17 protein-coding genes are annotated in these 11,690 nt (G+C 54.6%); 14 read left to right on the top strand and 3 right to left on the bottom strand.

Going from position 1 to position 11,690, the window contains the following annotated elements:
* The first annotated feature begins 25 nt into the window (after positions 1–25).
* The 10 genes from NFS22_RS16405 to NFS22_RS16440 all read left to right on the top strand — a co-directional run bounded on the left by NFS22_RS16405 (position 26) and on the right by NFS22_RS16440 (position 7,805).
* Positions 26–985 carry a DUF1385 domain-containing protein gene (locus NFS22_RS16405; protein ID WP_251318783.1) on the top strand — a complete coding sequence of 320 codons (960 nt, stop codon included), beginning with the start codon at positions 26–28 and terminating at the stop codon, positions 983–985.
* Between the two features lie 189 nt (positions 986–1,174).
* Entirely contained in the window at positions 1,175–2,038 is an 864-nt protein-coding gene (prmC, locus tag NFS22_RS16410) for a peptide chain release factor N(5)-glutamine methyltransferase (protein WP_251318784.1), read from the top strand.
* A 17-nt stretch (positions 2,039–2,055) separates the two neighbouring features.
* A complete protein-coding gene (locus NFS22_RS16415) occupies positions 2,056–2,556 on the top strand; it encodes a hypothetical protein (protein WP_251318785.1) in 501 nt (166 codons plus the stop codon).
* A gap of 189 nt (positions 2,557–2,745) precedes the next feature.
* On the top strand, positions 2,746–3,867 hold the full coding sequence (recA, locus tag NFS22_RS16420; RefSeq protein WP_251318786.1) for a recombinase RecA: 1,122 nt from the start codon (positions 2,746–2,748) through the stop codon (positions 3,865–3,867).
* Complete coding sequence (locus tag NFS22_RS16425; RefSeq protein WP_251318787.1) at positions 3,867–4,481, top strand: regulatory protein RecX; 615 nt, start codon at positions 3,867–3,869, stop codon at positions 4,479–4,481. The genes recA and NFS22_RS16425 overlap by 1 nt, the downstream gene beginning before the upstream one ends.
* Positions 4,482–4,667: 186 nt before the next feature.
* Positions 4,668–4,808 carry a DUF559 domain-containing protein gene (locus tag NFS22_RS24120; RefSeq protein WP_420908879.1) on the top strand — a complete coding sequence of 47 codons (141 nt, stop codon included), beginning with the start codon at positions 4,668–4,670 and terminating at the stop codon, positions 4,806–4,808.
* Positions 4,808–5,023, top strand: a complete 216-nt coding sequence (locus NFS22_RS24125; RefSeq protein WP_420908880.1) for an endonuclease domain-containing protein — start codon at positions 4,808–4,810, stop codon at positions 5,021–5,023. Before NFS22_RS24120 ends, NFS22_RS24125 begins: the two co-directional genes overlap by 1 nt.
* A 28-nt stretch (positions 5,024–5,051) precedes the next feature.
* Positions 5,052–6,380: a 30S ribosomal protein S12 methylthiotransferase RimO gene (gene rimO, locus NFS22_RS16430; RefSeq protein WP_251318788.1), complete on the top strand. Its 1,329-nt coding sequence runs from the start codon at positions 5,052–5,054 to the stop codon at positions 6,378–6,380.
* A 9-nt stretch (positions 6,381–6,389) separates the two neighbouring features.
* On the top strand, positions 6,390–6,914 hold the full coding sequence (gene pgsA / locus NFS22_RS16435; protein WP_251318789.1) for a CDP-diacylglycerol--glycerol-3-phosphate 3-phosphatidyltransferase: 525 nt from the start codon (positions 6,390–6,392) through the stop codon (positions 6,912–6,914).
* Between the two features lie 12 nt (positions 6,915–6,926).
* Positions 6,927–7,805 carry a YitT family protein gene (locus NFS22_RS16440; RefSeq protein WP_251318790.1) on the top strand — a complete coding sequence of 293 codons (879 nt, stop codon included), beginning with the start codon at positions 6,927–6,929 and terminating at the stop codon, positions 7,803–7,805.
* 39 nt (positions 7,806–7,844) lie between these two features.
* Here the strand turns inward: NFS22_RS16440 and NFS22_RS23770 are convergent, their stop codons facing one another.
* Positions 7,845–7,979 carry a hypothetical protein gene (locus tag NFS22_RS23770; protein WP_277614836.1) on the bottom strand — a complete coding sequence of 45 codons (135 nt, stop codon included), beginning with the start codon at positions 7,977–7,979 and terminating at the stop codon, positions 7,845–7,847.
* 360 nt (positions 7,980–8,339) lie between these two features.
* Here NFS22_RS23770 and NFS22_RS16445 point away from each other — a divergent pair, with 360 nt between their 5' ends.
* Both NFS22_RS16445 and yaaA read left to right on the top strand, forming a co-directional pair.
* Positions 8,340–8,789: a DUF6933 domain-containing protein gene (locus tag NFS22_RS16445; protein WP_251318791.1), complete on the top strand. Its 450-nt coding sequence runs from the start codon at positions 8,340–8,342 to the stop codon at positions 8,787–8,789.
* Positions 8,790–8,802: 13 nt separating this feature from the next.
* Positions 8,803–9,105, top strand: coding sequence for a peroxide stress protein YaaA (gene yaaA, locus NFS22_RS16450; protein ID WP_251318792.1), 303 nt, complete (start codon positions 8,803–8,805; stop codon positions 9,103–9,105).
* Here yaaA and NFS22_RS16455 read toward each other — a convergent pair.
* Positions 9,102–9,886, bottom strand: a protein-coding gene (locus NFS22_RS16455; RefSeq protein ID WP_251318797.1) for an IS5 family transposase whose coding sequence is annotated in 2 segments (ribosomal slippage) — positions 9,102–9,499 and positions 9,499–9,886 — 786 coding nt in all. Because the reading frame shifts where the segments join, the coding sequence is not laid out codon by codon here. The two genes, yaaA and NFS22_RS16455, sit on opposite strands and share 4 nt — an antisense overlap.
* 50 nt (positions 9,887–9,936) lie before the next feature.
* On the opposite strand from NFS22_RS16455, the gene NFS22_RS24130 reads away from it, so the two are divergent.
* Positions 9,937–10,083, top strand: a complete 147-nt coding sequence (locus NFS22_RS24130) for a sigma factor-like helix-turn-helix DNA-binding protein (protein ID WP_420908881.1) — start codon at positions 9,937–9,939, stop codon at positions 10,081–10,083.
* Here NFS22_RS24130 and NFS22_RS16460 read toward each other — a convergent pair.
* Positions 10,078–10,479: a phage holin family protein gene (locus tag NFS22_RS16460; RefSeq protein ID WP_251318793.1), complete on the bottom strand. Its 402-nt coding sequence runs from the start codon at positions 10,477–10,479 to the stop codon at positions 10,078–10,080. The two genes, NFS22_RS24130 and NFS22_RS16460, sit on opposite strands and share 6 nt — an antisense overlap.
* A gap of 261 nt (positions 10,480–10,740) precedes the next feature.
* On the opposite strand from NFS22_RS16460, the gene NFS22_RS16465 reads away from it, so the two are divergent.
* Positions 10,741–11,565: a hypothetical protein gene (locus NFS22_RS16465; protein ID WP_251318794.1), complete on the top strand. Its 825-nt coding sequence runs from the start codon at positions 10,741–10,743 to the stop codon at positions 11,563–11,565.
* The last annotated feature ends 125 nt before the right edge of the window (positions 11,566–11,690 follow it).

Genomic DNA, 11,690 nt, shown 5'->3' on the forward strand with positions numbered 1-11,690 from the left:
ATTTCATCAACAAAGGAGAACCTCAATGCCAAAGCAGCAGAATTTCAAGACCATGTGCGGCGGACAGGCCCTGATTGAGGGCATTATGATGCGCGGCCCCAAAAAGCAGGCTGTAGTGGTCCGCAAGCCGGACGGTGAGCTGGAAATCCAGGAGAAGGAGCTTAAATTCATCAAGGACAGATACCCCATTCTGGGCTGGCCCCTGATCCGGGGAGTGGTCAACTTTGCCGACTCCATGTACAACGGCGTCACCGCCCTGATGTACTCCGCCGAGTTTTTCCCCGAGGACGGGGAGGAAGAGGAAGAGCCCTCCAAATTTGAGGCCTGGCTCAACGACCGGCTGGGCAGCGAAAAGTTTGCCGCCCTGATTACCACTCTGGCGGTAATTCTGGGGCTGGCCATGTCCGTGGGCCTGTTTTTCCTTCTGCCCACCCTGCTGGGGACGGCTGTTACCCTGCTGACCGACTCCATGCTGGCCCGGAATCTGGCCGAAAGCGCTTTAAAGGTGCTCATTTTTGTGTCCTATCTGGCCCTGTGCTCCCGGATGGGGGAGATGAAGCGGGTCTTTTCCTACCACGGGGCCGAGCACAAGACCATCTTCTGCTATGAGGCCGGCCTGCCCCTTACGGTGGACAATGTGCGTGTCCAGCCCCGGCACCATCCCCGGTGCGGCACCAGCTTTCTGTTTATGGTAATCGCCGTGTCCATCCTTGTGTCCACTGTGGTCTTCGCCGTCTGGCCGGTTCACAACGCGATTCTCCGTTTTCTGGCCCATCTGGCCATGCTGCCTGTCATTGTGGGAGTCAGCTATGAGTTCAACCGCTGGGCCGGCCGGCACGACGGACCTGTCACCAAAATTTTGACCGCCCCCGGCCTGTGGCTGCAAAACTTTACCACCTTTGAGCCCGACGACTCTATGATCGAGGTGGGCATCCGGGCCCTGGAGCTGGTGCTGCCAGAGGAGAAAGGGACGGATGCGTGGTGACCTAAAGGCCCCCTTCGCAAAGGGGGCTGTCACGGCGAAGCCGTGACTGGGGGTTTTCCCCGTAAGAAACAAAAGCTTTTGAGAGAGGAAAACCCTCCACCACCGCCTGCGGCGGCGGTCCCCCTCCCTTCACAAGGGGAGGCGTATGCACACCTGAACAGAAGTGAAAAATTACAGGAAGGTGATTTGATGGCCACCACCTATAACAATCTATTCCTGGATACCCGCGCCCGGCTGAAGAGAGCGGGGGTGGAGTCGGCCCAGCTGGAGGCCCGGGAGATCATCTGCTTTGCCGCCGACAAAAGCCGGGAGCAGTTTTACCGGGATATGTCGCTGTACGTCGGCGGAGCCATGGAGCAGCGGGTGGAGGAGCTGGTCCAGCGCCGCCTGGCGGGTGAGCCGGTGGCCTATATTATTGGAGAGTGGGAGTTCTACGGCCTGTCCCTGGACATCTCCCGGGATGTGCTGATCCCCCGGCTGGACACCGAGCTGCTGGCCGAGCGGGGTATTTTAAAGGCCAGGGAGTCGGGGGAAGGGGCCCGGGTGCTGGACCTGTGCGCCGGCAGCGGCTGCGTGGGGCTGGCTATCGCCGCCAACGCCCCGGAGTGCCGGGTGGTGCTGGGGGAGCTGTCAGAGGGGGCGCTGCGGGTGTGCAAGCAGAACGTCCGCCGCAACGAGCTCAACGCCCGGGTCACCTGCCTGTCGGTCAACGCCCTGGAGGTCCCCGGCTCCGCTCTGTGGGATTTTGACACCATTGTGTGCAACCCGCCCTATATTCCCAGCGGGGATATTCCCAGCCTGGATACCTCCGTGCGGGACTACGAGCCCCGCATGGCCTTGGACGGCGGCCTGGACGGCCTGGACTACTACCACGCCATTGCTGCCAAGTGGAAATCCGCCCTCCGCCTGGGCGGCACGCTGATCTTTGAGGTGGGAATGGGCCAGGCCGGAGCCGTGGAGGACATTTTGGACAAAAACGGCTATGAGGACATCAAGGTCCTGCCCGACACCCAGAATATCCTCCGGGTGGTGGAGGGGACAATTAACAACTAAAAGCAGGGGGCTTAGAAGTGAGAAAGTGCATTGAGCACAGAGAATTTATCCCTGTAGCCGAGGTCCCGGCAGAAATGCCCAAGGGGATTGCGATACAATATTATGTGCGCTGGCCGGGCGAGCCAAAGGAGATTACATCCAACAGCCTGAGCCGGCTGAAGAAAAATCTGCGGGATGGCAAGTGGGAGAATATTTTTCTTACCAACGACACCAGCTTTGAGCAGAACTTTATGCAGCTGGAGAGCGGCGGAGGCCTGTACGCCCTCCAGTTTGTCCGGGATAACACCGGGGGAAGCGGGGAGGAGGCCGCCTGGTTCTCCACCTTTGACCCGGAGTACTTGGACTCAGACGAGGAGACCGACATCGAGTGCTCCGACGGCCAGTCCGTGATCTGCCGGGAGTATACCACCTCTGATAAAGGGGCGGTAATGACCGCCATTGAGTACTTCATCCGCACCGGCAGGCTGTGGGACGGCATCCCCTGGATGAAGAGCTGGCAGGAGTGGGTGGAGGAGTAGGGGTGGCCTGTGGCCGCCCGCCTCATCCGTCACGGCCCGTTGGGCCGCGCCACCTTCCCCTAAAGGGGAAGGTGCCCCCGAAGGGGGGCGGATGAGGTAAAAGTCCGTTTTATAGGACAGCTAAAAGAGTAATATACGGGACAGTAAGAGGCCGGGGCCCCGAGCTTCCGGCGGGAAAGGATGATTGACATGGCACAGAAAAAACCCATGATCGAGTCGGCCGCCCCGGCTGCAGATAAGAAGAAGGCACTGGAGACCTGCCTGGCCCAGTTGGACAAGACCTACGGAAAAGGCACCGTTATGCGCCTGGGGGAGAACACCGGCGTGGTGGTGGACTCCATCCCCACCGGCTCTCTGTCCTTGGACATTGCCCTGGGCATTGGCGGCGTGCCCAAGGGCCGGATTATCGAGGTCTACGGCCCTGAGTCCTCGGGCAAGACCACCCTGGCCCTGCATATCGTGGCTGAGGCCCAGAAGCGGGGGGGCGAGGTGGCCTTTATCGACGCCGAGCACGCCCTGGACCCCTCCTACGCCCGAGCCCTAGGTGTGGATATCGACTCCATGTTGATCTCCCAGCCCGACACCGGCGAGCAGGGGCTGGAGATCTGTGAGGCCCTGGTCCGCTCTGGCGCTATCGACGTGGTGGTGGTGGACTCGGTGGCTGCCCTCACCCCCCGGGCGGAAATTGAGGGCGACATGGGGGACAGCCATGTGGGCCTGCTGGCCCGGCTGATGAGCCAGGCCCTGCGCAAGCTGGCCGGTTCCATTGCCAAGACCAACTGCATTGTCATCTTCATCAACCAGCTGCGGGAAAAGGTGGGCGTGATGTACGGCAACCCGGAGGTCACCACCGGCGGCAGGGCGCTGAAGTTTTACTCCTCCGTCCGCATCGACGTGCGCCGCATCGAGGCCATCAAGGAGAGCGGAGAGATTATCGGCAACCGTACCCGGGCCAAAATCGTGAAGAATAAGGTGGCACCCCCCTTCCGTGAGGCGGAGTTTGACATCCTCTATGGCGAGGGAATCTCCAAATGGGGCGAGATGGTGGACCTGGCCGCCAAGCTGGACATTATCCAGAAGTCGGGCTCTTGGTTCTCCATGGGCGAGACCCGCATTGGCCAGGGCCGGGACGCCGCCAAGCAGTTTTTGAAGGACAACCCGGAGATTGCCGCCGACGTGGAAGAGCAGGTCCGGGCCAACGCCTTCAAGCTGATGAGCAAGCAGTCCCAGGCGGCGGCCAAGGCGGCGGGTCGCGCGGTGGACGTGTCCGCTGACGACTTTGACGACGGCGCTCCGGCGGACGAGGCGTAATGGTTATCCAGGAATTAAAGCCCTCCAGACGTGTGGAGGGCCGCTGGCTGGCAGTGCTGGAAGACGGTTCCATCCTCCGCGTGGGCGAGGGCGAGGTGGTCAGCTTTGCCCTTTATACCGGTAAGGAGCTGTCAGAAGAGGAGGCGGCCCAGCTTCAGGATGCCGCCCGCCGAAGCGGGCTGAAAACCAGAGCCATTGAGCTGCTGATGCGAAAGCCCCAGTCCCGAAAGGAGCTGGTGCGCAAGCTGCTGGAATGGGAGGCCTCTGAGGAGGAGGCCTCCGCCATCTGCGACCGGATGGAGGAGCTGGGCTATCTCGACGAGCGGGAGTACGCCAGACGGATTGTGCGTCACTATGCCGCCAAGGGCTTTGGGGAACGCAAGCTGCGGGATGAGCTCTACCGCCGGGGTATCCCCCGGGAGCTGTGGGAGGAGGCTATGGCTCAGATCGAGGACAACTCACAAGCCATTGATGCCTTTTTGGAAAAGAAGCTGAAAGGCAGCCACGACCCGAAGGATATCAAGCGGGCCTCCGACGCCCTGGCCCGCCGGGGCTTCCGCTGGCCCGAAATCAACGAGGCCCTGCGGCGGTACGGGATGGAGGTATGGGACTAGCTCCAAAGGCCCCCTTCGCAAAGGGGGCTCCCGGCGAAGCCGGGTGGGGGTTTTCTCCTAACAGAAACAGCTACATTACGATAAGGGAAAACCCTTCGTCATCCGCTGTGCGGATGCCACCTCCCTTTGCGAAGGGAGGCTTGCTCTGCGGAGGGCGAGAGAGCTTTTTGGACGGCAGGTGGAAAAATGGTTCAGTATCAAAGATATTTGAAACCCATAGCGGCTGATTTGCGGAGAAAGATGACATCTCAGGAACGAAAACTCTGGTACAATTTTTTGCGGGATTTGTCGCCAAGATTTGTAAGGCAAAAGCCCCTTGACCATTAATTGCGGATTTTTACTGCCCAACCAGAAGCTTAGTGATCGAGGTAGATGGAAGGCAGCATTTTGAACCAGAAAACCGGGAAAATGATGAATGGCGCACACAGACATTGAATCAGGCTGGGATACGTGTGATTCGGTTTACAAATTTGGATGTTGATTATCACTTTGATGAAGTATGCGCCTCGATCTTAGCCATTCTTAGAACGGAAGATTCGTAGACAATTTAACTGTAACGGGAGCGATACCATGCCATACAAAATTGCATTTATCTCTCTGGGCTGCGCCAAGAATCTGGTGAATACTGAACAGATGATGGCCCTGTGCCGTAAGGCGGGGCATGTGGTCACCGGAGAGCCGGAGGGGGCGGACGTGGCCGTGCTGAATACCTGCGGATTTATTGAGTCAGCCAAGAGTGAGGCCATTGACAACATCATCCAGCTGGGGGAGCTGAAGAAGGCGGGTCAGCTGAAAAAGCTGCTGGTAGCGGGGTGCCTTACCCAGCGCTACCCCGACGGCATCCGAGCTGAACTGCCTGAGGCGGATGGCATGCTGGGCACGGGAAGCTACACTGATGTGGTGTCCGCTGTGGAGGAGCTGATGGAGGGGAAAAGACCGGAATATTTTGCTGACATCCACCGTACCTATGAGGACGGGGAGCGGCTGGTATCCACGCCCCCCTACACCGCATACCTGAAAATCGCCGAGGGGTGCAGCAACGGCTGTGCCTTCTGCATTATCCCTAAATTGCGGGGGAAATACCGCAGTCGCTCTGTGGAGGCCGTGCTGGACGAGGCCCGGAGGCTGGCTGCCTCCGGGGTGAAGGAGCTCATTGTAATCGCCCAGGATATCACCCGCTACGGCCTGGACCTGGGGGAAAACGGGGATTCCTTAGCCGGACTGCTGAGGGGGCTTTGCCGCTTGGATTTTCACTGGATACGCCTGCACTACCTCTACCCGGAGGCCATTACCGACGAACTGATTGAGACTATTGCCACCCAGCCCAAGATCCTCCACTATCTGGATATCCCCATCCAGCACTGTAACGACGCCATTCTGGCCCGCATGCGCCGCCGGAACACCAAGGCGGAGCTGAGAGAGCTGTTCGCGAAACTGCGCAGAGCCATGCCCGACGTGGTGCTGCGCACCTCCCTGATCTGCGGCCTGCCCGGAGAGGGGGAGGAGGAGTTTGAGGAGCTGTGCGATTTTCTGTGGGAGCAGAGGCTCCAGCGGGTGGGTGTATTTCAGTTCTCGCCGGAGGAGGGCACCCTGGCCGCCGCCATGGAGGACCAGGTGGACCCGGACACCGCCGCCCGCCGGGTGGAGCTGGTGGTGGATTTGCAGTCCCAAATTATGGATGCCTGCAACGAGGAGCGGCTGGGCACGGTGATGGAGGTCCTGTGCGAGGGCTTTGACTCCACCGAGGGCTGCTTCACAGGCCGTACTTACGCCGACTCGGTGGATATTGACGGCAGGGTGCTGTTCACCGCCGCCGGGCCGGTCCCAGCGGGGGAATTTGTCAACGTGCGGATTACCGGGGTCGCCGATGGGGACCTGACAGGTGAGATTGAGGAATGAGGTAATACTATGAATACCGCCAATAAGCTTACCATCCTGCGGGTTGTGATGATTCCCGCCTTTCTGCTGGTGCTGTATCTGGATGTGCCCCACGCCAACTATTGGGCACTGGCCATCTTCGCCGCCGCCAGCATAACCGACACTCTGGACGGCTACATTGCCCGGCACTACAACCAGATTACCGACTTTGGCAAGTTTATGGACCCCTTGGCCGATAAGTGCCTGGTTACAGCCGCTATGCTGTGGTTTGTGGAGGTGGGCCAGATGCCCGCATGGGCGCTGCTTATTGTCATTGTCCGGGAGTTTGGCGTGTCCGGACTGCGGATGGTGGCGGCGGACAAGGGCCGGGTTATCGCCGCCGGATGGTCGGGCAAGGTGAAAACCGCCGCTACAATGGTATGTATCATCCTGATGCTGCTGCCCCTGCCCTTTATTGTCAACCAGATCTGTACGGCGGTGATTGTACTGACCACCATCTATTCCGGGGTGGAGTACTTTATGAAGAATGCGGATGTCCTGGCTGAGGCGAAATAAAAAGGAGCGATTATGACAACAATGACCCAGAAGACCGGCCTGAAGGAGTTTGTCATTCGGGTGCTGGTGATAACCCTGTCCTCCCTCATTGTGGCCGTCAATCTGAACAGCTTTGTGGCGGCGGGTGATTTGTTCCCCGGCGGTTTTACCGGCGTAACCCGCCTGATCCAGCGGTGTGCCCTGGAATTTGCTGGGGTGGAGCTGCCCTTCGGCCCCATTAACCTGACGCTTAACGCCATCCCCGCCTTTATCAGCTTCAAGCTGGTGGGCAAGCGGTTTACCCTGTACTCCTGCTTGACCATTGTGCTCACCAGTATCTTCACCGACCTGGTGCCCGCACTGGATATCACTGAGGACATCCTGCTCATCAGCATCTTTGGCGGGATGATAAGCGGCTTTGCCGGCTGTCTGTGCCTTTGGGTGCGGGTGACCAGCGGCGGCACCGACTTTATTGCCATTGCCCTTTCAGAGCGGAAGAATGTGGACGCCTGGAGCTATATCTTCTGCGGCAACGTGGTGCTGCTGGCCATCGCCGGCTACCTGTTTGGCTGGGATCGGGCGCTGTACTCCATGCTGTATCAGTACGCCTGTACCCAGGTTATCAAGATGCTGGACCCGGACGGGCGGCGGGCCACCCTGCTGATTGTCACCGGAAGGGAGAGCGCTGGAGGTGTGTGCGCCCAGATTCAGGAGACCAACCACACCGCCACCCTTATTGAAGGGGTGGGGCTGTATAACGGCGCTCCCTGCGTAATGATCTACTCTGTGGTGAACGACGGTGAGGTCCGCTCCCTGGCCCGAAAGATTCGCCATTCCGACCCCAAGGCCTTTGTCAACGTCCTGCGCACTGAGCGGGTGGTGGGCAAGTTCTACCGAAGACCCCGGGATTGACCAGAAAACCTGACAAACGGACTGGCCAGGGTCCGGCCTTTACAGGTGATGTGCAGGGGCCGCCGCCTCGGCGGCCTTTTTACGGTCCAGGTTGTCGCGGATTTTCTGGTTGTAGTAGTTGCGCAGGCAGTGGCAGCAGGAGCTGCCACTGCCGCAGTTGTCTACAACGGCCAATGCCCATCTCCTGAGACAGCCCCTCCAGAAGGGCATAGAGGACAGACAGCATGATGTCATATGTGTTTCACTACCCTCACCATTGAGGAAGGCGCGCTTTGTTCCTTGACAATCTGCGTAGAAATATGCAATAAAACAAGGCGGATTTTGAAAGAAATCTGAACTCTATGCTTAATTGGACAGGGGGAGTTCCTGCTAACCCCGGTGTGACAGGTAATCAAAACTCTAATACTCCGGCGTGCGCCTGTAGTGTCATGCAGGATGTAGGAAGCTTGGTGAAGAGCGGAAGTGGCACTGCTCCGCCGGAGGCTATAAATCGGCCATGTCCAAAATGTTTTGCTGCAACCGACATAATCCTGAGTGTACGGCCAGGAATCAGACCACCGCTTCTGCTGGGATCTCCACGTCATTCCGCTGCGGGGCAGGCTCAGTCTGCTGGCGGTCCACTGCCATACGCGATACACATTTGTGTTGTATGATCTCAATCGCCTGGAATGGGAGCGCCTGCCGGACGTTTTCCTGGACGGTTTGCGGCTCAGTTTATCCGTCGCCGGTTTTCCCGCAGAAGAGACGAAGAAGCTGTGCTGTTCAGAACTGCCTCTGTTCACCAGGACCCATGGCCGCCGGGAGGTGGCCTTTTTGAACCGCGCCTGGGAGGACGTGATGGCCGCGGAGCTGGCTCTGGATAAAAGCAGCCAAAGTCAGCCCCTATTGGAGCAGATTATCAATTCCAAACCCAGCCGATGCGTGGGAATGGAAGGCCTGGACACAGCGGCAAGGCGGCTGACAGAGATGCTTTTCCAAATCTGAAAGGAGGGGCTCTATGCGCATCATCATCGCCCCGGCGAAGAAAATGGTAGTGGACACAGACAGCTTTGTTGTGGACGGCCTGCCTCAGTTTCTGGAGCAGACGGAGCGGCTGAAGACTGTCCTTCAGAGCATGTCTCCCAAGGACTTGCAGGTCCTCTGGAAGTGTAACGACTCCATCGCAAAGCTGAACGTGGAGCGGCTGAAGCAGATGGATTTACGCCGCAATCTCACTCCGGCGATTCTCTCCTACGAGGGTATTCAGTACCGCTACATGGCCCCCAGTGTGATGGAGACGACTCACTTAGAGCCTGTTTAAAATCTTCTAATGAGGATGGCAATGAGGGCAAACGTGAGAATCTGAGCAGAAATAAAAAGGTTGCGTTCACAATTTTTCCAAAGTCTGCGGAATTTGTCGAGCCAGCCGAAAAGACGCTCTACCACCCAGCGGCGTGGCAGAACGACAAACTTGTGTAATTCGCTGCGTTTTACTACCTCAACCTGTGCGCCGCAAATATCTTTCACCTGATTTGCGAATCGTTCGCCGGAATAACCCGCGTCCACCAGAAACTTCTCCACATGAGAAAGATTGTCCAAGTTAAGGAGAATCATCTGAATGGCTCCATCCCGGTCAGTCACATCGGCGGTTGTTACGGCTATGGCATGGGGCAATCCCATCGTATCAACTATAACGTGACGTTTGATTCCTGATACTTTTTCCCCGCGTCATAACCCTTTTCTTCCGCTGTATCCGCATTCTGTACACTCTGTGCATCAACAATTCCAAACGTAGTCTTATCTCGCCTTAAGTCTTCGTTCCGTATCTGTTTCACCAGTTTTTGCAGCACTTTGTCCAGAATGCTGACCCCCGTTTCGTCCTTCTCCGACCAAACACGGAAATGGTAATACACACTCTGCCATTTGGGATAATCACTGGGCAGCATCCGCCATTGTATTCCACCCTGGATTACGTACAGCACTGCACGAAACACATCATACAAATCATATTGTCGGGGCCGGGTTGTTTTCTTTGCCCCTTCCAAATCCTCCCGGATCAGATTATATTCTTCCCGGCTGATATCACTTGGGTATTGATGCATTTTCCCCAGCTCCCGCTTGTTTTTTCCTATTATCTCCCACTCCGCCATTTTTGTCAAAAGTTTTTAAACAGGCTCTTATATATTTTTATGGATATACCTCTGCAGACATTGCTCAAAAATTTAATAAAAGTAAACAGAATATCAACCAAATCAAACTCCGTGCACTGAAGAAGCTGAAAAAGATGTATGACTTATAAATCTTTTTTATATGCATCTTTAAAATCTTTTAGATGCCGCAAGAAATCAGTTATTTCCTTCGGAAGCGGCACCCCCATTCTTCCGATATTTTCAATGATACTAAGTCCTTCATTTGAAATATAAAACATAATTGTCACTGTTCTTAGAACATTTTCTTGATTTATCAAATATTGATCTACTATATGACTGACGGAGATTACCAAAAAAATAGCTACTTTTTTGGCAATCCCAGTCGCACCCACGCTGCTTGCTAGACTTTTTGCATGAATAGCGGCACAAATTCCTGTGATATAATCGATTATTACTAATAGAATTAGCGCATACATAATGTTATCCGCTTGCCCACAAAAAGTCGAACAAATATTTGTTATTGTCTCCATCATATCTCGTTTCATTATAATACCTCCCTAAATTCTTTTTGGGGCTTGACATTTGTTTGTAAGCCTTTAAATTTCTTCTTAATATCCAGGGATGTATTTCTTACTAAATAGTAAACTTTCCAATCTGACCCTGCTATTTGTGACACTTGGCCTTTGCTTTGCAATGCAATAATTAGTAGCACAAAAAAGTGTTGCACTTTTATAAAATTTACGTCTTTTAGTTTGAGGGTTTTTAACCATTTTCTATTTTACATAAGTAATAGGAGGATTGTTGTTATGAAAACATTCGGTTTAATGGAAAAAATCAATATGAGAAGTTTTTTACAAGGCCTTTCCACTGTGTTCATTGCCGTGGCATGGATACTAATTCTTTGTGCATGTGGTTCATCTATGGACAATAATTATATTACAGACCAACCATTGTCTAGTGCGGCTGTTTCTATCGAAAATTCGAATAGTATCGCTCAAATTCCTGATTGGGCAGTTCCATCCCAGACACATATATCTTTAATCAAGGAGTTGAATTTGGACAATTACGGCGGTAATGATGATGAATGTAGTATTGTTATTTATCGCTGGGGTGATTTGAATCTGGGTGTTGTTTCGCTGTGTGTTAAACTTGGTACTGGCGATGTTTTTACGAGGATTATACCAACAGATGGTGGATACACGTTTAATGCTGGGAAACTATTTTCAGAGAGAAAAGATGCCATTATCCTCGAAATAAACTCAGCTACAAGTAATCTTGGTGCTGCTAGTGTTTATGTGTTTGATATTTGTGAAGATAATGACATGGTATCTAAACCGACAATGGTAGAAAGATTAAATACTGCCGAATTTATTACAGATCTATATGAATCGCAATATATATCTGGAAAAATCGAGGAAAATACTATTACTTTGTTGGGTCCAGAAATTAGTACGACGGGTACTATAACTGACGGAACCAAGATTGTTGACATAGATGAATCGTCATTACAGGGAATAACGCTATTTTTTACGGGAAAAAGACTTGCATGGAGGGAGTGTTCCCAGACTCTCTTTTGGGATGTGGATAAATACCAATGGGCCCTGTGCGATAGTGAAGGCGAAGACCTGTAAAGTACATTGCCACTTACATTTTGGCGGGAGGAAGCGTTTTGGTATAATTACCTAGTACTCTACCAAGTTAGGAATTAGAAGATGATAGGGTATAGTTTTCTGAGTTTGCACCTGGCGTCATCAGA

It is taken from the genome of Flintibacter muris, from assembly GCF_943192995.1.
Taxonomy (GTDB): Bacteria; Bacillota; Clostridia; order Oscillospirales; family Oscillospiraceae; genus Lawsonibacter; species Lawsonibacter muris.